The following is a 22,298-nucleotide window of genomic DNA, read 5'->3' on the forward strand; positions in this document are numbered from 1 at the left end:
GCATATCTCGGGGGCTTGGCGCGAACCGAAGGAGAAAGCCTCGTGGATCTAGCTCTGGCGCCGGAGACGCTGGCGCGATGGCAGTTCGGCATCACGACCGTCTACCACTTCCTCTTCGTCCCCCTGACGATCTCGCTCTCCACGCTGACCGCCGTGCTCCAGACCATGTGGGTGCGTACGGGCAAGGAGAAGTACCTCAAGGCCACGAGGTTCTGGGGCAAGCTCTTCCTGATCAACATCGCGATGGGTGTCGTCACCGGCATCGTGCAGGAGTTCCAGTTCGGTATGAACTGGTCGAGCTACTCCCGGTTCGTCGGTGATGTCTTCGGTGCTCCGCTCGCCTTCGAGGCGCTGATCGCGTTCTTCATGGAGTCGACGTTCATCGGTCTGTGGATCTTCGGCAGGGACAAGCTGCCCAAGAAGCTGCACCTGGCGACCATCTGGCTGGTGGCGATCGGCACGATCCTGTCGGCGTACTTCATCCTCGCCGCCAACTCCTGGATGCAGCACCCGGTCGGGTACCGCATCAACGAGGAGGCCGGGCGCGCGGAGATGACTGATTTCTTCCGGATCCTCTTCCAGAACACGGCGCTCGCGCAGTTCTTCCACACCATGACGGCCGCGGCCATCACCGGCGGCGCCTTCATGGTCGGTATCGCGGCGTACCACCTGATGCGCAAGAAGCACATATCCGTCATGCGCAGCTCGCTCCGGCTCGGGCTGGTCACGCTGGTCATCGGCGGGCTGCTCACGGTCGTCAGCGGCGACCGGCTCGGCAAGATCATGTACGAGCAGCAGCCCATGAAGATGGCCTCGGCCGAGGCGCTGTGGGAGACCCAGGCGCCGGCCCCGTTCTCGATCTTCGCCTACGGGGACGTGGACGAGGGCCACAACAAGGTCGGTATCGAGGTCCCCGGTGTGCTCTCCTTCCTGGCGCACGACAACTTCTACGAGGCCGTGCCCGGCATCAACGACACGAACAAGGCGCTCAAGGAGAAGTACAAGGACACCGTCGGCCTGGACGACTACCGGCCCAACATCCCGGTCGCCTACTGGGCGTTCCGCTGGATGATCGGCTTCGGGATGGCGTCCTTCACGCTCGGCATCGTCGGGCTCTATCTCACCCGTAACAAGCTGTGGATCAGCGAACGGCTGCGTACGACGGCGGACGAGGTGCCGAGGCTGGCGCTGACGAAGGAACGGGAACTCGGTCCTGCGCTCACCCGCTGGTACTGGCGCATCGCCCTGCTCACCCTCGGCTTCCCGCTGATCGCCAACTCCTGGGGCTGGATCTTCACCGAGACGGGGCGCCAGCCATGGGTGGTCTACGGGGTGCTGCCCACGGCCTCCGCCGTCTCGCCCACCGTCTCGCAGGGCGAGGTGCTCACCTCGCTGATCGTCTTCACCTCGCTCTACGCGATCCTCGCCGTCGTCGAGGTCAAGCTGCTCGTGAAGTACGTGAAGGCGGGACCGCCCGAGCTGACGGAGTCCGACCTCAACCCGCCCACCAAGATCGGTGGAGACACCGATTCCGACCGGCCCATGGCCTTCTCGTACTGAGGAGAGGGGAGACTCGCGATGCATCTGCACGACGTCTGGTTCATCCTCATCGCCGTCCTGTGGATCGGCTACTTCTTCCTGGAGGGCTTCGACTTCGGGGTCGGCGTACTGACCAAGCTGCTTGCCCGTAACAGGGACGAGCGCCGGGTGCTGATCAACACCATCGGGCCCGTCTGGGACGGGAACGAGGTGTGGCTGCTGAGCGCGGGCGGCGCCACCTTCGCGGCGTTCCCCGAGTGGTACGCCACGCTCTTCTCCGGGTTCTATCTGCCGCTGCTGATCATCCTGGTCTGTCTGATCGTCCGGGGTGTCGCCTTCGAGTACCGCTCCAAGCGGGACGAGGAGCGGTGGCAGACCAACTGGGAGCACGCGATCTTCTGGACCTCGGTGATCACGGCGTTCCTGTGGGGCGTGGCCTTCGGGAACATCGTGCGCGGGGTGAAGATCGACGCGAACATGGAGTACGTCGGCACCTTCGCCGACCTGCTCAACCCGTACTCCATACTCGGCGGCCTGGTCACCCTCACGCTCTTCACCCTGCACGGCGCCGTGTTCACCGCGCTCAAGACGCTCGGTGACATCCGTGCACGGGCCAGGCGCCTGGCCACCGTGCTGGGCCTCGTGACGGCCGTGCTGGCGCTCGTCTTCCTGCTGTGGACGCAGTTCGAGCACGGCAACACCTGGAGCCTGGTCGCGCTCGTCGTCGCCGTCGTCTCGCTCGTCGCCGCGCTCGCCACCAACCTGGCGGGGCGCGAGGGCTGGGCGTTCACCTTCTCCGGGCTGACGATCGTCGCCGCCGTCGCGATGCTCTTCCTCTCGCTGTTCCCCGACGTCATGCCCTCGACGCTGAACGAGAACTGGAGCCTGACGGTCTCCAACGCCTCGTCCACGCCGTACACGTTGAAGATCATGACCTGGTGTGCCGCGGTCGCCACCCCCATCGTCCTGCTCTACCAGGGCTGGACGTACTGGGTGTTCCGCAAGCGCATCGGTACCCAGAGCATCGCGCCGTCCGGCGGCCACTGAGAGGGAGGGAACCGCGTCATGAAGCCCGTCGACCCGCGCCTGCTCCGGTACGCGCGCACCACGCGTGTCTTTCTCGTCGCCGCCGTCGCACTCGGCCTGGCCGGGGCGGCGCTGGTCGTCGGGCAGGCGATGCTCATCGCCGACATCGTCGTCTCCGCCTACCAGCACGAGGAGTTCGCGCGGACGTCCCTGCTGCTGCTCGCGGGCGTCACCGTCGCCCGCGCGCTCGTCTCCTGGCTGACCGAACTGGCGGCGCACCGGTGCGGCGCCGCCGTGAAGTCCGAGCTGCGTACGCGGCTGCTCGGCCACGCCACCGCGCTCGGGCCCGGCTTCCTCACCACGCAGCGCACCGGTGAACTCGCCACGCTCGCCACCCGGGGGATCGACGCGCTCGACGACTACTTCGCGCGCTATCTGCCCCAACTCGGGCTCGCCGTCGTGGTTCCGGTCGCCGTGCTCGCGCGTATCGTCACGGCCGACTGGATCTCGGCGGCGATCATCGCGGGCACGCTGCCGCTGATTCCGCTGTTCATGGCGCTCATCGGCTGGGCCACCCAGTCCCGGATGGACCGCCAGTGGCGGCTGCTCGGCCGGCTGTCGGGGCACTTCCTCGATGTGGTCGCGGGGCTGCCCACGCTCAAGGTGTTCGGGCGGGCCAAGGCGCAGGCCGACAACATCCGCACCATCACGGCCGACTACCGCCGCGCGACGCTGCGCACGCTGCGGATCGCGTTCCTGTCCTCGTTCGCGCTCGAACTGCTGGCCACGATCTCCGTCGCCATCGTCGCCGTCAGCATCGGCATCCGGCTCGTGAACGGCGACTTCGACCTGTACACCGGCCTGATGGTGCTCATCCTCGCGCCCGAGGCGTATCTGCCACTGCGGCAGGTCGGGACGCACTACCACGCCGCCGCGGAAGGATTGTCCGCCGCCGAAGAGGTCTTCACGGTGCTGGAGACCGCACCGCGTGCGCCCCACGGCACCGCGCCCGCACCGTCGGTGCGTACCGCGACGCTCTCGTTCGAAGGGGTCGTCGTACGGCACGAAGGGCGTACGGGTCCCTCGCTGGCCGCGACCGATCTGACGGTGGCCCCGGGGGAGACCGTGGCCCTCACCGGGCCCTCCGGGGGCGGCAAGACGACGCTGCTGTCCGTGCTCCTCGGGTTCACCGCGCCCTCCGGGGGGCGGGTGCTCGTCGGTGACGTGCCCCTCGACTCCCTCGAACTGAGCGGCTGGCACGAGCAGATCGCCTGGGTACCGCAGCATCCGTACCTCTTCGCCGGCACCGTCGCCGACAACGTACGGCTCGCCAGGCCCGCGGCCGACGACGACGCCGTGGCGCGCGCCCTCGCCGAGGTGGCCGCCTCCGATCTGGACCCGGGGCTGGTGCTCGGTGAGGCGGGCGCTGGGCTCTCGGCCGGGCAGCGCCAACGGGTCGCGCTGGCACGCGCGTTCCTCGCCGACCGCCCGCTGCTCCTCCTCGACGAACCGACCGCGGCGCTGGACGGCGCGACGGAGGGCACCGTCGCCGACGCGGTACGGCGCCTCGCGGCGGGCCGCACGGTGCTGCTGGTCACCCACCGCCCCGCGTTGCTGGGCGCGGCCGACCGGGTGCTGAGCCTTTCGCCGGCCTCTCCTCCGGCCTCTCCGCCGGCCGCCTCTGTTCCGGCCGCCGGTCCCCCGGCCTCCCGCGGGGAGGCGCAGCCGCTCGCCGGAGGAGGGGAGCAGGCCCAGGAGGCCCATGCCGCAGGGCAGGCGCAGGTGCCGGAACAGGGGCCTGTGCAGCCGCAGTTGGGGGAGCGCGGGGCCGAGGCGGCGCACGGGCGCGTGGCGGCGCCCGGCGTCGGGCCTCTCGCGCGAGTGCGGGGGATGGCGGGTCCGCTGCGGGGCCGGTTCGGGCTGGCACTCGCGCTCGGGGCGCTCGCACTGGCCGGCGCCGTGGGCCTGATGGCGACATCCGGCTGGCTGATCTCCCGCGCGGCGCAGCAGCCGCCGATCCTCTATCTGATGGTCGCGGTCACCGCGACACGTGCTTTCGGTATCGGCCGGGCCGTCTTCCGGTACGCGGAGCGCCTGGTCTCGCACGACGCCGCACTCCGCGTCCTCGCCGACCTGCGGGTCTCCGTCTACACACGGCTGGAGCGGCTGGCTCCGGCGGGCCTGCGGCGTACACGAAGGGGCGATCTGCTGACGCGGCTGGTCGCGGACGTGGACGCGTTGCAGGACTACTTCCTGCGCTGGCTGCTGCCGGCGACCGTAGCGGGGACGGTGGGCGTGCTGGCCGTGGGCTTCACGGCGTGGCTGCTTCCCGCGGCGGGTGCGGCGCTCGCGGTGGGGCTCGTGGTCGCGGGCGTGTGTGTGCCCGCGCTGACGGGAGCGCTGTCACGGCGTACGGAGCGGCGGCTGGCGCCGGCGCGGGCCGAGTTGGCGACTCGTACGGTCGACCTTCTGACGGGAACGGCCACCGGGGAGCTGCCCGTGACGGGAGCGCTCGCGGCACGTAGCCGTGAAGTGGCGGCTGCCGACGCCGAGTTGACCCGTATCGCGGCTGGTTCGGCGGCGCGTACGGCGCTCGCCTCGGGGCTGAGCACGCTCGCGGCCGGGCTGACCGTGGTGGTCGCGGCGTGGGCGGGCGCGCTGGCGACGACGGGCGGCGCGCTGAACGGGCTGCTGCTGGCGACGGTCGTCCTGACGCCGCTGGCGGCGTTCGAGGCGGTGACGCCGCTGCCGCTCGCCGTGCAGTACCGCCAGCGCGTACGGCGCTCGGCGGAACGGGTGTACGAGGTGCTGGACGCCCCGGCGCCGATACGGGAACCGGTGCGTCCGCGCGCACTGGCAGAGACCTTCCCGCTGCGTACCAAGGGTCTGTCGGTGCGCTATCCGGACGCGCCCGAGGGGGCACCGGCAGCGCTGGACGGGTTCGACCTGGAGCTGACACCGGGACGGCGGGTCGCGGTGGTCGGCCCCTCGGGCTCGGGCAAGACGACGCTGGCGAACGCCCTCCTCCGCTTCCTGGACCCTGCGGACGGGCCGCGCCCTGCGGATCCCGCGGACCCGGGTGCCAGGCCGGATACCGAGGGCTCCACCGACCCGGCGGACACTGCGGACCCCGCAGATCTGGCGGGCCCGGCGAGCGCGTACACGCTCGGTGGTGTTCCCGCCGTGGAAGCGGAAGGGGACGCGGTGCGGCGCCATGTGGGGCTGTGCGCGCAGGACGCGCACCTGTTCGACAGCACGCTCCGCGAGAACCTGCGGCTCGCCCGCCCCTCGGCCGACGAGGCGGACCTGTGGGCCGCGCTCGCCGCCGCACGGCTCGACACGTGGGTGGACACGTTGCCCGACGGGCTCGACACACACGTGGGAGAGCACGGCGCGAAGCTCTCGGGCGGCCAGCGCCAGCGGCTCGCGCTGGCGCGCGCCCTGCTCGCCGACTTCCCCGTACTCGTGCTGGACGAGCCCGCGGAGCACCTCGACCTGCCCACGGCCGACGCGCTCACGGCCGATCTGCTGGCCGTCACCGAGGGCCGTACGACGGTGCTGATCACGCACCGTCTTCAGGGCCTCGACGCGGTGGACGAGGTGATCGTGCTGGACGGAGGCCGCGTCGCCGAACGCGGCCCGTACGCCGAACTGGCCGTGTCCGGCGGCCCGTTCGCCGCCATGCTCACCCGTGAACGCGAGGCCACCGACTCCGCGCTCGCGGCCACCGGCTCCGTACTCGCGGCCCAGCCCGTCGGGTGACCGACCCACGGCCGGAGCTGGGGGCGGACCCACGGCCGGAGCTGCGACCCGGAGCTGCGACCCGGACTTGGGGCCCGGACTTGGGACCGGACCTGGGGCTGGCCCTGGGGCCGAACGGGGGCCGGCCCGGGGACCTGCTCTGCGACCGGCCCCGGGACCCGCCCTGGGGCCGGACCGCTACGGCCCGGTTTCGGCGGTTACGGGTCGTTATTAGGGTCGGGGTATGTCTCCTGCTCCCGACCCGTCGTCACCGTCTGCGCGGCCCGGGCCGTCCGGGCCGTCCGCGCCGTCCGGGCAGCCCGCGAAACCCGGGCAGCCCGCGAAGCCCGGGGACCCCGGCGAGGCCGCGCGGTGGGCCACGCGGGATCTGGAGGCGCTGCCTCCGGGGTCGGCGGGACGGTTGCCGCGGCTGCTGGAGGCCATGGTCACCATCGGTTCGGGGCCGGGGCCCGACCTGCACAGCACGCTGGTCCACATCGTCGGGACGGCGGTACGCGTGGCCGATTGCCGTTACGCGGCGATCGGGGTGCTCGCCGAGGAGCGGGGCACGGGGCTGCGGGACTTCGTCACCTGCGGGATGACGGAGGACGAGCGCGCGCTGATCGACCATCTGCCCGACGGCAGGCACGGGTTGCTGGCCGCCGTGCTGCGCCAGGACGAACCCCTGCGGCTGGACGATCTGACCACGGACCCGCGGTTCGAGGGCTGGCCCCCGCACCATCCGCCGATGCGCAGCTTCCTCGGCATCCCCGTACGGATCGGCGAGGAGCTGTTCGGCAACCTGTACCTGACGGAGAAGCGGGGCGGTGGCGGGTTCACCGACGACGACGTGGAGCTGATCCGCGTGCTGGCCACCGAGGCCGGGATCGCGCTGGGCAACGCCCGGCTCCGGGAGGAGGCGCTGCGCCGCGAACGGTGGATCGACGGCAGCGCCGCGGTCACGACGGCACTGCTGGGCGGCGATACGGACGACGCGCTGGCGGTCGTCGCCGAACGTGCCCCCATCCTCGCCGGGGCGGCGGCCGGCCTCGTGCTGCTGCCCGTGGGGCCGGGCAACGGGCTGCAGATCGTGGCAGCGTCGGCCGACGACGCGCGGAGCCTGATCGGAACGGTGATCCCGCAGGAGAGCCCCGTGCTGGAGCAGCTGCGGGTGGGCGAACCCGTGTTCGTGGACGACTCCGCGAGCGACCCCCGCATGATCACGGAGATCGCCGGGCTGTTCGGGCCCAGCATGCTGCTGCCGCTGGAGAGCGGCGGACGGGTGCTCGGCACCCTCGCGGTGCCCCGTGAACGCGGTGCCGCGCGGTTCACCGAGTCCGAGAAGTCGCTGGCCACCCGCTTCGCCGCGCAGGCGGCGCTCGCGCTGGTCCTCGCTGAGGCGCAGCGCGACAGGGAGCGGCTCGCGGTGTACGAGGACCGCGACCGGATCGCGCGTGACCTGCACGATCTGGTGGTCCAGCGGCTGTTCGCGACGGGGATGACGCTCCAGGGCGCTCAGCGCGGTCTGTCCCGGGACGACCCCGGGCAGGCGGGCGCCGTCGAGGGCATCGGCAACGCCGTGGACGAGCTGGACGCGACCATCGGCGAGATCCGCACCGCGATCTTCGCCCTCCAGCAGGACCCCGGTGAGGCGCAGGCCGGTCTGCGTACCCGCGTCCTGCGCGAGACGGGCGTCGCCGCCGTACCGCTGGGCTTCCAGCCGTCGGTGCGCTTCGTCGGCGCCGTCGACGGACGGGTCGGCGAGCGTACGGCGAAGAACCTGGTGGCCGCGGTGCGCGAGGCGCTGTCCAACGCGTTCCGGCACGCCCGCGCCTCCCGTATCGACATCACCGTCGACGCGACCTTCACGCTTCCGGGCGACCGCCCCGGTGTACGTCTCACCGTCGCCGACGACGGCGTGGGCATCCCAGCGGGGGGCCGCCGCAGCGGTCTCGCCAACCTCGCACGCCGCGCCGAACACCTGGGCGGCGAGTGCACCTGGGGCCCGGGCCTCGGCCCCGGAGGAACCGGTACGTCCCTCCACTGGTGCGCACCGCTGTAGCGCCTGCCCGGCGTCGGCCCTGTCCCGATACGGCGGCGCCCCGCTTCCCGTACGGCATCTGTCCTGCACCGATACCGCGTCGGCCCGCTCCGGTACGGCGTCGGCCCCGCTTCCCGTACGGCGGTTACCCCGCTTCCCGTACGGCGTCGGCCACGTCCTTGTAGCGCCGGAACAGGCGGGGTTCGGCCGCTTTCCCGCTCTCGTCGAGGAGGGCCCAGCACTCGGCGAGCAGTGCGCGGGCGTGGCTGCCGGGCCAGGGCTGGGGGAGCAGTTCGGGGGGCAGGAGCGGGTCGGGGTCCATGGCGTGGGTGAACTCGGTGGCCAGTTCGACGGCGGTCTTGAGCCGCTCGGGCCGGGTGAGCGCGTCGTCCCCGGTCCGGCTGAGCAGTTCGAGCCGGGGCTCCGCCACGGCGGCGAGGCGCTCGTGGCGGGCGGCGATCTCGTCCAGCGGCCACAGCGCTCCGACGAGCGCGGCGGGCTCGCTCTCCTCGCCCTTGCGCAGGTCGGAGCTGGTGAGGAACGTGACGTGTTCGCACACCCCCAGGTCGCTGACCTGCTCCTCGACGTAGGGCTCCCAGGCGTTGGCGCTGACGTAGAGGCCACCTTGTACGGGCGCCCCGCCGAGGTGGCTCAGAGCGGTACGCAGGGCGTCACGCGCGGTGCGCGCTGACTCGGGTACGGCGAAGGCGACGAGGTGCCAGACGCCGTCCCACGGCGCGAGCCCGGCGTCCTGCCGGAAGGCGTGAGTGACGAACTCGACGTCGGGGCCCAGTTCGCGTGCCGTGGGTCCGGCGGCGCGCAGCAGTGCCTTGCGCCCCCTGCCCTCCTGGACGAAGCGCCCCTCGGCGACGAGGCGTTTGACGCACAGCCGGACCTGCTGGTCGCTCATGCCGAGCAGGGGCGCGGTCGCGTACAGCTCGCCGGTGTCGACGGTGTGGTCGGCGCCGATGAGCGCCTCGACGAGCATCCGGGTGGGGACCCGTACAGGCGGTCCCGGGACAGGTGCGGTCATCGGGTTGCGGATCTCCGGGGTCTGGTGAGGGTGCGGCGCATCGTCGTCACGGCGCCGAAGCCCATGAGGGCGCGCAGGTACGGGGTGTGCTCGGTGCGTACGGCGGTGAAGCCGTGCCGCTCGTACAGGGCCTGGGCCCGTGGGTTGGTGTCGATCACATCCAGTCTGACCTCCCGGCAGCCGCGCTCGGCCGCCAGGTCCGCGATCTCTTCGAGCAGGAGCCCGCCGATGCCCCGGCCGCGCGCCGCCGCTTCGACGGCGATGCCGTCCATCACGAGCTGGCCCGGCTTCGGGGTCCTGGTGAACAGGGCGAGCAGCGCGAGCCGCCACAGTCCCGAGCGGGTGCCATAGGCGCGCAGCACGTCGCGGGCACGGCCGCTGGTGAGCGCGCGGCCCTCGTGCTGGTAGCCGACGAGGCCGAGGAGCCGGCCTGCCCGCAGGGCGCACACGGCGCGGTCCGGGTTCAGGTGGGCGGCAAGGAACGGTACGGCCTTGTCGGTCGGGCCGAGCGCCGAGCCGAGTTTCCGGCCGAACGCCTCCCAGTACAGCTCGGCGGCCCGCCGCTCGGTCCCCGGCGGCAGCCCTCGGCGCAGCGTGACCGCGCCTGTTCCGTCTGCGTTCATGCCGCCTATTCTTACACACAAGAAACGATCGCATAGGATGCGATCGTTCTGTTTTCGTTCGTTCTTCCCTTTCCCGCCCGTTCCCAGGAGGCCGGCCCATGGATTCCCCGCGCGTTCTCACCCGCGGCAGGTGCCGCGTCCCCGCCCGCGGCGGACGCCGCGTCCTCGCCTGGTCCGTCGTCGCGTCCGTGCTGGTCGCCGCGGTGCTGGGCGGTGTCGTGCTGTGGCAGAACTCCTACGACACACACGAGCGGCGCGTGACGATCCGGTACGGAGGACATGTGCTGAACGGCGTCCTGACGACCCCGGACGACGGCGGGAAACGGCACCCGCTGGTGGTGATGGTCCACGGCGACGGCCCTCTCGACGCCACGCACGACGACGGCTACAAGCCCATGTGGGAGGCGTACGCGCGGGCCGGATACGCGAGCCTGTCGTGGGACAAGCCCGGGGTCGCGGGGGCACCGGGCAACTGGCTGGAGCAGTCGATGGGCGACCGGGCCGATGAGACGGCCGCCGCCGTCGGCTGGGCCCGCGCCCGTACGGACATCGACGGGGACCGCGTCGGCCTGTGGGGTGCGAGCCAGGCGGGCTGGGTGCTGCCGAAGGTCGCCGCACGTACCCGCGTGGCCTTCGTCATCGCCGTCTCCCCCGCCGTCAACTGGCTCCGGCAGGGCCGCTACAACCTCCTGGCCGAGCTGAAGGCGGCCAACGCTCCGGAGGCCGAGGTCGGCAGAAAGGTCCGGGACAGCGACCGCGTCCGCGCGCTGCTGCGGCGCGGCGCCGGCTACCGGGAGTACGTGGCGGCCATGGGCGGCGCACGCGGCATGACCGCCGACCGCTGGGGCTTCGTCGCCCGTAACCACACCGCCGACGCCACCCGCGACCTGCCCGCCCTGCGCGGCACGCCCGTGCTGCTGGGCCTGGCCGGCCATGACCTGAATGTGGACACGGCCGACACCGAGTCCGTCTACCGGAAGGAGCTGTCCGGTGCGGGGAAGCTCACGGTGCGCCACTACCCGGACGCGGACCACTCGATGGTCAGGGACACCCTCGCGCGCTCGGAGTTCCGCAGCACGGTGACCGCGCTCTTCGCCCCGAGGTCCCTGTTCGCCGACGGCTACCTGGCCGACCAGGAACGCTTCCTGCGTGCGCTGCCGGTGTAGCGGCGGGTGGAGGACGCGGAGGCCGGGAACAGCCTCAGACGCCGAGGAAGGACTCTATGACCGCGGCGACGCCGTCGGTTTCGTTGGTGGTGGTGCGGTGGGTGGTGGAGAGGAGCACGTCGCGGTGGGCGTTGGCCATGGCGTAGGAGCGGCCGGCCCAGGTGAGCATCGCGAGGTCGTTGGGCATGTCGCCGAAGGCGACCACGTCCTCGGACGCGATGCCCCGTTCCGCGCACGCCTGCGCCAGGGTGCTGGCCTTGCTGACGCCGAGGCCCGATATCTCCAGCAGCGCGCTGGGGCTGGAGCGCGTGAACTCCGCGAGCGTGCCGCCCGCCTTGCGGCCCAGCGCGAGGAAGTCGTCCGCGTCCATGGCCGGGTGGTGCGCGAGCAGTTTGATCACGGGCTGGGCGGTGAAGTCCTCGGCCGCGCCGGCCAGCAGCGTCTCGGCCGGCGCGAAGGACGCACCGGGGTCGAGGGGGAACGCGGGGTACTCGGGCTCGTAGTGGATGCCCTCGGTCCGTTCGACGGCGAAGCTCACTCCGGGTGCCGCCGTGCGCAGCGCCTGGACGACGGCGAGCGCGTCGTCGCGTTCGAGGGGGCGCACCTTCACGAGGCGGTGCCGTCCGTCGCTGAGGTCGGCGACAGCGGCACCGTTGGCGCAGATGGCGAGCCCGTGCCCGTGTACGTGTTCGCTGACGACCCCCATCCAGCGGACGGGGCGTCCCGTGACGAAGAACACCTCGATCCCGGCCGCCTCGGCCGCGGCGAGCGCGGTGACCGTACGGGCCGAAACGGTCTTGTCGTCCCTGAGCAGGGTGCCGTCCAGGTCGGTCGCGATCATGCGCGGCCGGGGTCCCGGCTTGGGAGATGACCGGGGCCCCGGCTTGGGTCCTGGCTTGGGGGCCGGCCGGGGGTCCTGCCGGGAGGAGGGCCGCGTGTACGGGTCCGGGGCCTGGCCCGTGTCCGGGGCCGGGGACGGGCCGGGGGCCGAGGGTGCGGGCGACGTGTCCGACGCTCTCGACGTGGGCGCGTCCACCGGGGGCGACGGGTGCGGCATCGACGCGTTCGACGGGTTCGACGTGCTCGGGGCGAGGTGTTCAGACGGAAGAGTCACAGGCACCATCTTCGCGCATATGCCTGAACAGGCGTGCGAAGTCCCGCCCAGATGAGAGGCACACCGCCGACGAGCCGAGGCACGGAAGGCGCACGGAAGAGCGCCGCGGCACCCCGGAGCACCTCCCTCGGTGCCGTACTTATCAATCCATTACGTGGCAGAAGCGGCACAATCGAAAGAGAGCACTCCGTATCGAACGCTGCCGTTGGACGTCGCACCGTGTTGTCGCAGGAGCCGTAGAACGCCGCACGCCATAGGAGCACGCCGCAGTCAGGAGTACGCCGCGGCCGGAGAACGCCGTAGCCGGAACGTCGCAACCGGGAGGAGCCCGCCATGGCCGGTCATCACACGCGCTACACCCCAGACAAGGGCCTGACCAGGCGCATGGTCACCACGATGTTCCTCATCGGGCTGCTCTATGTCGTCTTCATCGGCGTACTCGTGGCGCTGCTGGGGCGTGCCTGGCCTGTGGTGCTGGTGATCGCGGGCGGGATGTTCATCGCCCAGTTCTGGTTCAGCGACAAGATCGCCGCCTTCAGCATGGGCGCCCGCGAGGTCACCCCCGAGCAGGCGCCCGAGCTGCACGGTGCCGTCGACCGGCTGTGCGCCCTCGCGGACATGTCCAAGCCCAAGGTCGCCATAGCGGAGAGTGACGTACCCAACGCGTTCGCCACGGGGCGTAACCAGAAGAACTCCATGGTCTGCGCCACCACGGGCCTGTTGCGCCGCCTGGAGCCCGACGAGCTGGAAGGCGTGCTCTCGCACGAGCTGTCGCACGTCGCGCACCGAGATGTGGCGGTGATGACGATCGCCTCGTTCCTCGGTGTGCTCGCCGGGATGATGACCCGCGTCGCGCTCTGGGGCGGCTTCGGCCGCATGGGCGGGCGCGACAACAACAACGGCGCCGGCCTGCTGCTCCTGCTCATCCCCCTGGTCAGCGCCCTTGTCTACGCGATCAGCTTCCTGCTCACACGGGTGCTCTCGCGCTACCGCGAGCTGTCGGCCGACCGCGCGGGCGCCCTTCTCACCGGCCGCCCGTCCGCGCTCGGCTCGGCCCTGACGAAGATCAGCGGCGACATGTCCCGTATCCCGACCAAGGACCTGCGGCAGGCGGAGCCGTACAACGCCTTCTTCTTCGTTCCCGCCTTCTCCGGCGAGAGCGTGGCGGCACTGTTCTCCTCGCACCCGCCGCTGGAGAAGCGCCTGGACCAGCTCGGCCGGATCTCCGCCCAGCTCGGGCAGTAGGACCACCCGGGCGGATGCCGACGCAGCAGCCCTCCCCAAGTGCTCCCCAGCACCCCAGCAGCCGCCCGAGTGGCAACCCGGCGGACGAACGAACCACAGTCAGCAGATCCAGTAGAACCAGCAGATCCAGCCGAACCAGCAGGCACAGCAGAACCAGCACAGCCAGCAGAGAGAGGGGCTATCACCCGTGGGCTTCCTGGACGCGATCCTCGGCCGCAGCAAGCCCAAGCGGCCCGACCTCGATCAGCTCTTCGCGCTGCCTTCCGCAGCGATCACGCTCCAGGCCGGGGCCTCGTTCGAGCCGACGGGCGTCGGCGCCGTGTGCTTCGCGAGCGTGGAGGGCGGCGCCTTCGCGCAGCTCCAGCGGGAGGTACGCGCGCTGCTGGACGCGGACACGGGGAGCGGGGGCATCCCCGTGGAGTTCAGCCAGGACTCCTACGGCTACACCTGGCTCACCGCGCGCCACGAACCCGACGCCATGGCATCCCTCGTCAACGATCTGCACGCGGTCAACACGCTCCTCGTCGAGGGCGGCTTCGGGCCCCAGCTCCTCTGCTCGCTCGTCGACTTCAAGGAGACGGAGGGCGAGCGCTCCCTCGCCCTCATCTACCTCTACAAGCGCGGCACGTTCTACCCCTTCGCGCCCGTCCCTGGCGGGCGCGAGAAGCGGGACAACGGACTTGAGCTGCAGGTACGCGGCCTGCTCACCAACGATCTGACGATCGAAGAAGACCTCAGCCGCTGGTTCCCCGTCTGGGGCGCACCGGGTCTCTGAGTTCGTTCCTGCGGAGGGGTTTCTCTTCGCCCGTTCGCGAACGTGAGCTACGAGATTTGCACGAAGGTGAGCGTGGTGAGGTGCGTCGGCGGTCGGCGGAGTGCCCGTGCAGTGCGGGGTGACTTCACGTCACCTCGCATCGCTGATGCAGGTTTGGGGCCTGGCGCGTTCCTCGGCGTACGCAACTCCCACAGTAGGCACAGGTGTTCGGGACTGCGTAGCTCGCCGTTGCCCGGAACGAGGCATGTGCGAGAACCGGCGGAGAGAGCACGGAGCTGGGCACAGGGGCCACTCGCACCGAAGTGGCGTCGGCCATCGAGTAGATGGCAACACCAGCCCTGACGGCATACGGCCAGTGCGCCGGAAGGGTGGCTGTGGGTGAGCGCAAGCCCCGGCCCGCCTCCTCGACTTCGGGCACCGTGGAGGCGGAGTGGCGGACGACCGCGCCCTGTTCGGCGCGACCGGACAAGGCGGACGGAGCCCATGCCTGACGCCCTTTCACCCCACTAAGGGCAGCTCCAGCAGAGGCGGAGGGCACGGCGAAACCCTTCCATCATCGCAACAGGGAAGGGGCAAAGGCGCCACGCGAGGGGCGGCGGCCCGTGGGGTCAGTCGCGGGTTCGGGTGCGTAGCCCGGCGCCGATGCCCAGCAGGGCGGCCAGCGAGGTGAGGGCGAAGACGACGCCGAGGGAGGTGGGGGTGGCCCAGTCGTGTGCGGAGCCGTATGCGCTGACGGCGGTGCCGAGGCCCGTCATGACCGCGACGGACAGGGTCTCGGAGAGCTGAAGGTTCGAACTGGCCGCGCCCTCCTGCCCCTTGGCTGCGAGCCCGAGCACCAGTGTGGTGACGGCGGGGTAGACGAAGCCCATGCCGAGCCCTGCGATGCCCCATCCGACGACGGCGAGCGCGACGCTCTTGAGGTCGGTGCCGATGGCGAGGGTGAGGAGCGCGTCTCCCGCCAGCAGGAGGGCGAAGCCGACGACCACGCGGCTGTGCCGCCCGCCGCCCGCGTCGCGCTGGTCGAGCTTGGCCTGGAACCAGGCGCCTGTGACCCAGGTGAGCGCGCCGGCCGAGAGCGCGAGCCCGGATTCGAGGGTGCTGAGGCCGAGCACCTGGATCATGCTCAGCGGGAAGAAGGACTCGACGCCGTAGTACGCGGTGCTCACGAGCGCGCGCACGACCATGCCCGCGGGCATCCCGCGCCGTACGGTCAGCGTTCCGGCGGGCAGCAGCCTGCGCAGCGCGGGCAGCGAGACGGCGATCCCGACGGCCGCCATCGGCAGCATGACGAGAAGGTCGCGCTCTTCGAGCCCCGCGAGCAGGACACCGGCGCCGAGGACGAGCAGCAGCGTCAACCGGATACGGGGGCCGCCGCCGGGTGCGGGCGCCTCGGGCGGGTCCAGCCTGCGCAGTGCGGGCAGGGTGAGGAGCACGCCGATGGGCACGAGGGGCACGAGGATCAGGAACACCACGCGCCAGTTGGAGACTTCGGCGACGGCGCCGGCGACGGCGGGGCCGAGCAGCGCGGGCAGCGTCCAGGCCGAGGCGACGAGCGCGAGCATCCGGGAGCGGAGCGCGTCGGGGTAGGCGCGGCCGACCGTGAGGTAGGCGAGGGCGAGGACGCCGCCGACTCCCGCGCCCTGGAGGGCGCGGGCGAGCAGCAGGAGCCACCAGTTTCCGGCGACGGCCGCTGCGAGGCAGCCGAAAACGAAGAGCGTGAACATCTGGAGGTAGGGGCGGGTGGGCCCATGGCGGTCGGCGCCCTGGCCTGCGACCACCGTGCCGAACAGGTTGGCGAGCATGAACGCGGTGAACGCCCAGCCGAAGTGGTCCAGTCCGTGCAGGTCACGCGCTGCCGCTGGCAGCACCGTCGCGACGCCCAGCCACAGGAACGCGACGAGCGTGACGGAGAGGACCAGCCCCAGCGTGAGGGCGCGGTACACGGGCGACAGGACGCCCCCGCCGTCCGCTGGCATCTCGCCCGGAACTCCGTCCCCCGACGTCCGACTCTCCGACGCCGGACTCTCTACCGTCCGGCTCTCCGCTGTCCGGCCCTTCGCCGACCCGTCCTCGGCCGTCCCGCTCACTTGGTCTCCTAGGTATAGCGGCAGCTCTATATAGCATTGCGACTAAATAGAGGTCGGACTATATAGGGAGTGCTTGATACGCTGTCAATGTGGCGAACGAGGAAGAGAACTTTTCGGACGTGGCGGCGCTGAGGGCCCTCGGGCACCCCGTACGCCTCGGCATCGTGCGCGCACTCGCGGCCCAACCCGAGACGTGCGCCTGCGACTTCACGGAGGTCTTCGATGTCTCCCAGCCGACGATCAGCCAGCATCTGAAGGTGCTGCGCGAGGCTGGGCTCGTCACCTCGCGGCGCAGGGGCGTACAGATCTGCTACTCCGTGCACCCCGAGGCGGTCGCTTCACTGACCGCGCTGGTCGAGAGCCTGCGCCCTGTCCGGCTTGCTGAAGCCGGCTGACGGAACGGCCGCCCGCCGCCGCCCGTCGCCGGGCGCCTCCCCCTCCCCCTCCCCCTCCCCCGCGGTCTGACAGGCGCGCGTCAGAAATTCCCGTCCGGTCTGGCATGATCAGGACGAACGAACGAACGACGATCCGGTTCGGCTCCCTGTGCCGGACCGTGAGAACGGGGAGTACGGGGTAATGACGCGTAACTCGCGTAGGTGGAGTCGTGCGCTTCCGGTCGCCGCAGGGGCCGTTGTCCTGGCGGTCGCGCTGACGGGCTGCGACGGTAAGAAGGGCGGCGACCACAAGTCCGATGCCGGTTCCGGTGGTTCGGGCGGATCGGGCGGTACGGACGAGAAGAAGACCTCGTTCCAGCTCGGTGAGGCCAGCCCGACGCAGACGAACGACGGCGCGAAGGCCAAGGGCAAGTGGACCGTCACACCCACGAAGGCCGAGACCGGTACCGAGAAGGAACTGGCCGCATCCGGCCTCGACCGCGAGGACGAGAAGCCCGAGGTGCCCGTCTTCGTGTGGTCCACGCTCCGGCACCAGGGCGGTGACCCGATGACCGTCCGCGACATGAAGACGGACATCAACGTCAAGACCGACGGCGGCAAGCGCGTCGGCGAGCTGATCGTGCTGATGGGCGACGCCAAGTGGCGCGACGACTGCCCCGCTGTCGATGCCGAGAAGAAGCTCAAGAAGGGGGACGTGGAGAAGGTGTGCACCGTCTACCTCGTCCCCAAGGGCCAGAAGGCGGCGGCCGTCGAGCTGAGCCAGGGCTTCCACTCGCCGCCGCTGGAGTGGCCGGTCAAGAACTGACCGACCACCGGCCGGTACCCGCTCGGGCGGCACGGCCCGGGGGCGCTCAGTCGGACTTCGCCCAGACCCCGTAACGGTGGTCAGCGGCGAAGTCCGTCCGCTTCCGTCCGCTTCCGTCCGCTTCCAGGCGTCGGCGGCCTTACGTGTGCCGGCCGTCGGGGCGGCTCGTGAAGCGGGCGTCGCGGGCGTACGCGATGATCTCCACCTCGTCGCCCAACGCCCATTCCGCCGCGCGTGAGGCCATCGCGGCCGGTACGACCTCGCTGATGTTCTCCGCCGCCGGTACGTCGTACGTCGCGTGCGCGTCGTGCGGCAGTACGACGCGGTAGCCCAGGTCCAGCGCCGTACGGGTCGTCGCGCTCACACACATCTCGGACAGCACGCCGCATACGGCCAGCGCCTCGACACCGTGCGCGTCCAGGCGTTCCTTGAGGTCCGTCTCCTCGAAACCGTCGTCCACGGTCTTCCGCAGAACCGGTTCACCGGGCTCCGGTTCCATGTGCAACTCCCAGCCGAGCGTGTGCGGTTCGTCCGGCGTGCCCGGCTCCCCGTCGTTCTGCAGGTACACGACGAGGGCCCCGCTCGCACGCGCCGCCGCGAGGAGTTCCCGCGTACGGGCCACCACGCGTTCCGCGTCCGGGACCGCGTCCTTGCCGGTCACGAACGCGGTCTGCATGTCTACGACGAGGAGTGCGTGCACGGGGGCCGAGGCTTGTTGAGGCATACCCCGATCATGCCTCCCCGTCACAGCCTGGCGCTGTGACGGGGAGGTGCGGTGACCTCAGCGGTCGGCAATGTGCGTGATGAACGTTGCCCACGTCTCGCTGGGTACGGCGAGGGTGGGTCCCTCGGTGACCTTGGAGTCGCGGACGTGGATGGTGGCGGGGCACGCGGCGACCTCCACGCACTGGCCGCCACCGCCGTCGCTGTGGCTGGACTTGCGCCAGTCAGGCGCGACTTCGAGGCAGGCGCCGCCTTCTCCGCTGCTGTAGCTGGACTTGTGCCAGTCCAGAGCGACTTCGAGGCACTGTCCCCCTTCGCCGTCGCTGTAGCTCGACTTGAACCAGGTCAGTTCGCTGCTCAAAGTTCCTCCATACGGCGTTGGATGAGGCGCGCGGATTCCGCAGGCCGCAGCGCATTTGCTTGGATCATGCCAAACCGCTGCCTCCACGTGCTCACGTCTTCCTTGTCCGATACCAGAGTGCCTTCCCCTTGGACTTCGACGTAGCCCAGCATGCGCCGGTCTGAAGTCTCCAGGAGCGTCATCGGGCCGACGGCGCCCACCGGTTCCTCACAGTCCAGTGGGAGCACCGCGATGCGCACGTGATTGAGCTTGCCCACCTCCAAAAGGTGCTGGAGTTGTTCCCGCAAGACGTCCCGGCCGCCAGTTCGGCGCAAGAGGACGGCTTCATCCAGCACGAAGCACAGAACGGGGATTGGGTCGCGCGTGAGCAGGCTCTGCCTGGAGAGTCGTGCCGTGAGCAGATAGTCGATCCTCTTCGGGCTGTGACACGGGACGCGGGCCTCGAAAAGCGCCCGCGCGTAAGCCTCGGTTTGAAGCAGCCCGTTGATGAGGTTGGTGTCGTAGGTGCTGAGACTGGCTGCTCCCGCTTCCAGCCGGAACAACTGGTCGAACTTCTTGGGGTACTGCTCGTTCTCCAGGTCCTCGCCCAGTACGGCGAGGAGCTGGTGGGCGTTGAGCGCTGCGTCCAGCGCTTGTACGGTCCGGCCGTCCGCGATGCGATCGCCACGCTCGAAGGCGCCGATCGTGGAGGCGGAGAAGCCGGTCTTGTCACCGATTTCGTCGCGGGAGAGCTTGCGGTGCTCGCGCCACTTCTTGAGCGTGTTGCCGAAGCTCCGTACCAGGGGAGTCGGTTGGCAGTCGAGGAAGTCGGGCTCTGACGGTTCGGACATGGGTGTCCCCCCGAAAACACTGGGTGGTCGGTTCGTTACAGAGGAGGCTAGGCATGTCACGAACGTTTCCGGGGTGGGATTGTGGAAAAAGCCCACGAACGGGGTGGGGGGCGGGGGACAGCGTCGGCGCGGTGCCACAACTGGGCTATGTGAACGCATAGTTACTGTTCAAGAGGCCCTGGCGCGGGGACCGTAAGCCGTATGAACTCAGAGATGGGCCCGGAGACCGCGCTCGCGGTCGGGCGCAGGGCGGCGGAGGATCTGGCCGGGGCGCTGGAACTGACCGGGTGCAAGTTGCCGTCGTTGAACGGCGGTTTTCCCGTACTGGGCATGGCTCACGTGGACCTGGGCGGTGCCTCTGCCGAGACCGTTTTCGCGCTGGCGCGGTGGATCAGGGAGCGGGCGTGAACGGTTTCGGGGGGCCCGAGGGGCCCAGGACACTTCCCGAGTGGCCGACGCACAGGATGACGCTCCGTATCTACCGGGTGTCGCCGGAGACAGGGGAACGTACGCGGGTGCGTTCGCTCGTCGTGGTGGAGCGGGAGCCGTGGATGCCGCCCGCCGACCTCAGCAATCCGTGCGGCTTCCCGCCGTGCGCATGCCCGATGCACAGGTCCGAGAACGGGGAATCGGGGGACACCGAGGCGTGAGATCGGGGTCACACGCGCCGGTGTCACAGGCCGTGGGGCTGTCTCGTCCAAGAGGTACAACCGCCAAACAACGGCAAGGAGAACACCGTGGATGCGCGTTTGAACCTCTTCCAGAGCCCGATCACGGCCGAGTTCCAGAAGCACTTCCTCGCGGCGGCCAAGGTGACCGCTGCCGCGGGGCTCCCGGCCACGACGCGGGACCTGGTGACGACCCGCGCCAGCCAGATCAACGGGTGCGGCTTCTGCACCGACATGCACACGAAAGACGCCGAGCACGCAGGGGAGACTTCGACGCGCCTCCACCTGGTCGCGACGTGGCGTGAGGCCACGGTGTTCACCGAGGCGGAGCGCGCCGCTCTTGAGCTGACGGAGCAGGGCACCCGTATCGCGGACGCGGCAGGTGGTGTGCCGGACGAGGTGTGGGCGAACGCCGCCAAGCACTATGACGAGGAACAGCTCACCGCGCTGGTGTTCGTCATCGCCTTCATCAACACCGCGAACCGCATAAATGTCATCGTCCAGCAGCCCGCAGGCGACTACCAGCCCGGTCAGTTCGGGTAGTCGCCTGCGGTGCTGCGGTGCTGCGGTGCTGCGGTCGTCGGCGGGCTGAGGAGGGCCGAAGTGGGCTGTAGAGATTCAGGAACTCAGTGCTTCAGCGGTGTCCGGACGACGTCCGCCAGAGGTGTGGGCTTCTGGCCGGTCAGGTCGGCGACCGCTGAGGTGACGTTCGCGAGGAAGTCGCCACGGGTGGCCGCGCCGAACGTAGTCACGACGTCGGCCACCTCGCCGGGGAGCCCCGCTTCCCGCAGGCCGGCCGCGAACGCGGCATCGTCGACGTGGACGAGTTCGATATCGCGGCCACCGATCTCGCACGCGAGAGCCGCGAGGTCGTCGGCGGTCCACGCCTCGGCCCCCGTGATGTCGTACGCCTTGCCCTCGTGCCCGTCCTGGGTCAGCACAGCGGCTGCTACAGCGGCGCAGTCCTCGCGGGTCACGTAGGCAACGGCACCGCTGCCGCCGTTGGTCACCAACGTGCCCGTGCTGGCGGCCCGTTCGACGGTCTGCACCTGCATGTGCGTGTACAGGTTGTTGCGCAGGAACGTCCACCTCACGCCGCTGTCCCGCAGGGCCTGCTCCGTGCCCGCGTGATCGGCGACCACCAGGGCCGGATTGGCCGGGACCGGTTCGGGGACAGAGGTGTACACGATGTGCTGAACGCCCGCTTCGACGGCTGCGGACACGGCCGCACGCTGCTGGTCGAGGCGTGCGCCTACCGCATTGGTGGAGATGAGCAGCAGCCGGTCCACGCCCTGGAAAGCGGTGGCAAGGGTGTCGGCGTCGTCAAAATCGGCTCGCCTTACCTGGACTCCGCGAGCGGCGAAGTCGGCGAGCGTCTCCGGGCTGCGGGTGGTCAGGACGACCTCTTGGGGGTCAACGGTCCGCAGCACGAACTCGGCCGTGGCTCGTCCGAGGGCACCGGAGGCACCTGTGATGGCGATCGTCATCGTCACTCCAAAATTGTAGTCATCGTGGTTGCGATTGAGATTACTGTAACCATCGCAGTTTCAATATGGCAAGATGGAGGGCATGGCGAGATCAAAGAACACCCAGTTCGCGGTCGCCGTGCACGTACTGACGTACCTGGCGGGCCAGCCCGAAGGCCGCCCGGTGAGTTCGGACGAACTCTCCGGGAGCACCAACGTCAACGCCGTCTACGTGCGCCGGGTGCTCGGCCCACTGCGCGAGGCCGGGCTGGTGCGGTCACGGGCGGGCGCGCACGGAGGCTCGGAACTGGCAATCCCCGCAAAGGACATCACGCTCGCACAGGTCTGGCGGCTGCTCCAGGGGACGGACCCGGTACTCGGCCTGCACGGACCCAACCCGGACTGTCCGGTCGGCCGCAGCCTCCAGCGCTCACTGACCTCCGTCGACGGAGCGGTCGCCGAGGCCGTCGTGGCTGAACTTGAGAAGTTCACCGTGCGCGACCTCCTGCTGGAGGGTGTGAGCGCGGCCGACTGTTGATCGTTGCTTGTTGTGGTCATGTCAGTGGGGTTGTTGGAAAAGTTCATGACGGGTCGGGTACGGGTCTGTTGCGGTGGTCGACGGCCGGGGTGAGGCGGGGTGCGGGTCGCGGAACCGGGGTT

At 70.4% G+C, this 22,298-nt stretch carries 21 protein-coding genes; 13 read left to right on the forward strand and 8 right to left on the reverse strand.

Features of this window, described 5'->3' with window-relative positions; all coding sequences use genetic code 11:
• Positions 1–42: 42 nt before the first annotated feature.
• The 4 genes from NMN56_RS07090 (at position 43) to NMN56_RS07105 (ending at position 8,368) form a co-directional block, all read left to right on the forward strand.
• A complete protein-coding gene (locus NMN56_RS07090; protein ID WP_274042917.1) occupies positions 43–1,560 on the forward strand; it encodes a cytochrome ubiquinol oxidase subunit I in 1,518 nt (505 codons plus the stop codon).
• Between the two features lie 18 nt (positions 1,561–1,578).
• Positions 1,579–2,586 carry a cytochrome d ubiquinol oxidase subunit II gene (cydB, locus tag NMN56_RS07095; protein WP_274042919.1) on the forward strand — a complete coding sequence of 336 codons (1,008 nt, stop codon included), beginning with the start codon at positions 1,579–1,581 and terminating at the stop codon, positions 2,584–2,586.
• Positions 2,587–2,604: 18 nt separating this feature from the next.
• A complete protein-coding gene (gene cydD, locus NMN56_RS07100) occupies positions 2,605–6,327 on the forward strand; it encodes a thiol reductant ABC exporter subunit CydD (protein ID WP_274042920.1) in 3,723 nt (1,240 codons plus the stop codon).
• 223 nt (positions 6,328–6,550) lie between these two features.
• Complete coding sequence (locus NMN56_RS07105) at positions 6,551–8,368, forward strand: GAF domain-containing sensor histidine kinase (RefSeq protein ID WP_274042921.1); 1,818 nt, start codon at positions 6,551–6,553, stop codon at positions 8,366–8,368.
• A gap of 124 nt (positions 8,369–8,492) precedes the next feature.
• Here the strand turns inward: NMN56_RS07105 and NMN56_RS07110 are convergent, their stop codons facing one another.
• Together NMN56_RS07110 and NMN56_RS07115 are read right to left on the reverse strand one after the other, a co-directional pair.
• On the reverse strand, positions 8,493–9,380 hold the full coding sequence (locus NMN56_RS07110; RefSeq protein ID WP_274042922.1) for a PaaX family transcriptional regulator C-terminal domain-containing protein: 888 nt from the start codon (positions 9,378–9,380) through the stop codon (positions 8,493–8,495).
• Positions 9,377–10,003 carry a GNAT family N-acetyltransferase gene (locus tag NMN56_RS07115; protein WP_274042923.1) on the reverse strand — a complete coding sequence of 209 codons (627 nt, stop codon included), beginning with the start codon at positions 10,001–10,003 and terminating at the stop codon, positions 9,377–9,379. Before NMN56_RS07115 ends, NMN56_RS07110 begins: the two co-directional genes overlap by 4 nt.
• A 98-nt stretch (positions 10,004–10,101) precedes the next feature.
• Between NMN56_RS07115 and NMN56_RS07120 the strand changes: the two genes are divergently transcribed.
• Positions 10,102–11,169, forward strand: a complete 1,068-nt coding sequence (locus tag NMN56_RS07120) for an alpha/beta hydrolase family protein (RefSeq protein ID WP_274042924.1) — start codon at positions 10,102–10,104, stop codon at positions 11,167–11,169.
• Between the two features lie 34 nt (positions 11,170–11,203).
• Here the strand turns inward: NMN56_RS07120 and NMN56_RS07125 are convergent, their stop codons facing one another.
• A complete protein-coding gene (locus tag NMN56_RS07125; RefSeq protein ID WP_274042926.1) occupies positions 11,204–12,010 on the reverse strand; it encodes an HAD hydrolase family protein in 807 nt (268 codons plus the stop codon).
• Between the two features lie 606 nt (positions 12,011–12,616).
• On the opposite strand from NMN56_RS07125, the gene htpX reads away from it, so the two are divergent.
• Positions 12,617–13,528 (forward strand): zinc metalloprotease HtpX, encoded by a 912-nt coding sequence (htpX, locus tag NMN56_RS07130; RefSeq protein ID WP_274042928.1) that lies wholly within the window; start codon positions 12,617–12,619, stop codon positions 13,526–13,528.
• A gap of 187 nt (positions 13,529–13,715) precedes the next feature.
• Positions 13,716–14,303: a PspA-associated protein PspAB gene (gene pspAB / locus NMN56_RS07135; RefSeq protein WP_274042929.1), complete on the forward strand. Its 588-nt coding sequence runs from the start codon at positions 13,716–13,718 to the stop codon at positions 14,301–14,303.
• A 608-nt stretch (positions 14,304–14,911) separates the two neighbouring features.
• Here pspAB and NMN56_RS07140 read toward each other — a convergent pair.
• Positions 14,912–16,279, reverse strand: coding sequence for an MFS transporter (locus NMN56_RS07140; protein ID WP_274042931.1), 1,368 nt, complete (start codon positions 16,277–16,279; stop codon positions 14,912–14,914).
• 200 nt (positions 16,280–16,479) lie between these two features.
• Between NMN56_RS07140 and NMN56_RS07145 the strand changes: the two genes are divergently transcribed.
• Entirely contained in the window at positions 16,480–16,785 is a 306-nt protein-coding gene (locus NMN56_RS07145; RefSeq protein ID WP_274042933.1) for an ArsR/SmtB family transcription factor, read from the forward strand.
• Between the two features lie 181 nt (positions 16,786–16,966).
• A complete protein-coding gene (locus NMN56_RS07150) occupies positions 16,967–17,590 on the forward strand; it encodes a hypothetical protein (protein WP_274042935.1) in 624 nt (207 codons plus the stop codon).
• 139 nt (positions 17,591–17,729) lie between these two features.
• Here the strand turns inward: NMN56_RS07150 and NMN56_RS07155 are convergent, their stop codons facing one another.
• From NMN56_RS07155 to NMN56_RS07165, 3 genes are read right to left on the reverse strand one after another with little or no spacing between them, the layout of a single operon-like run.
• Complete coding sequence (locus NMN56_RS07155) at positions 17,730–18,314, reverse strand: cysteine hydrolase family protein (protein ID WP_274042937.1); 585 nt, start codon at positions 18,312–18,314, stop codon at positions 17,730–17,732.
• 57 nt (positions 18,315–18,371) lie between these two features.
• A complete protein-coding gene (locus NMN56_RS07160; protein WP_274042938.1) occupies positions 18,372–18,674 on the reverse strand; it encodes a DUF397 domain-containing protein in 303 nt (100 codons plus the stop codon).
• Complete coding sequence (locus NMN56_RS07165; RefSeq protein ID WP_274042940.1) at positions 18,671–19,504, reverse strand: helix-turn-helix domain-containing protein; 834 nt, start codon at positions 19,502–19,504, stop codon at positions 18,671–18,673. The genes NMN56_RS07160 and NMN56_RS07165 overlap by 4 nt, the downstream gene beginning before the upstream one ends.
• 201 nt (positions 19,505–19,705) lie before the next feature.
• On the opposite strand from NMN56_RS07165, the gene NMN56_RS07170 reads away from it, so the two are divergent.
• The 3 genes from NMN56_RS07170 (at position 19,706) to NMN56_RS07180 (ending at position 20,715) form a co-directional block, all read left to right on the forward strand.
• Positions 19,706–19,912, forward strand: coding sequence for a hypothetical protein (locus NMN56_RS07170; RefSeq protein ID WP_274042942.1), 207 nt, complete (start codon positions 19,706–19,708; stop codon positions 19,910–19,912).
• Positions 19,909–20,154, forward strand: coding sequence for a hypothetical protein (locus NMN56_RS07175; protein WP_274042944.1), 246 nt, complete (start codon positions 19,909–19,911; stop codon positions 20,152–20,154). Before NMN56_RS07170 ends, NMN56_RS07175 begins: the two co-directional genes overlap by 4 nt.
• Before the next feature lie 87 nt (positions 20,155–20,241).
• Complete coding sequence (locus NMN56_RS07180; protein WP_274042946.1) at positions 20,242–20,715, forward strand: carboxymuconolactone decarboxylase family protein; 474 nt, start codon at positions 20,242–20,244, stop codon at positions 20,713–20,715.
• A gap of 83 nt (positions 20,716–20,798) precedes the next feature.
• Here NMN56_RS07180 and NMN56_RS07185 read toward each other — a convergent pair whose 3' ends face one another.
• Positions 20,799–21,659 (reverse strand): SDR family oxidoreductase, encoded by an 861-nt coding sequence (locus NMN56_RS07185; protein WP_274043116.1) that lies wholly within the window; start codon positions 21,657–21,659, stop codon positions 20,799–20,801.
• A gap of 82 nt (positions 21,660–21,741) precedes the next feature.
• Between NMN56_RS07185 and NMN56_RS07190 the strand changes: the two genes are divergently transcribed.
• Positions 21,742–22,176: an Rrf2 family transcriptional regulator gene (locus tag NMN56_RS07190; RefSeq protein ID WP_274042948.1), complete on the forward strand. Its 435-nt coding sequence runs from the start codon at positions 21,742–21,744 to the stop codon at positions 22,174–22,176.
• Positions 22,177–22,298: the final 122 nt, after the last annotated feature.

The organism is Streptomyces iconiensis, assembly GCF_028657195.3.
Classification (GTDB): domain Bacteria; phylum Actinomycetota; class Actinomycetes; order Streptomycetales; family Streptomycetaceae; genus Streptomyces; species Streptomyces iconiensis.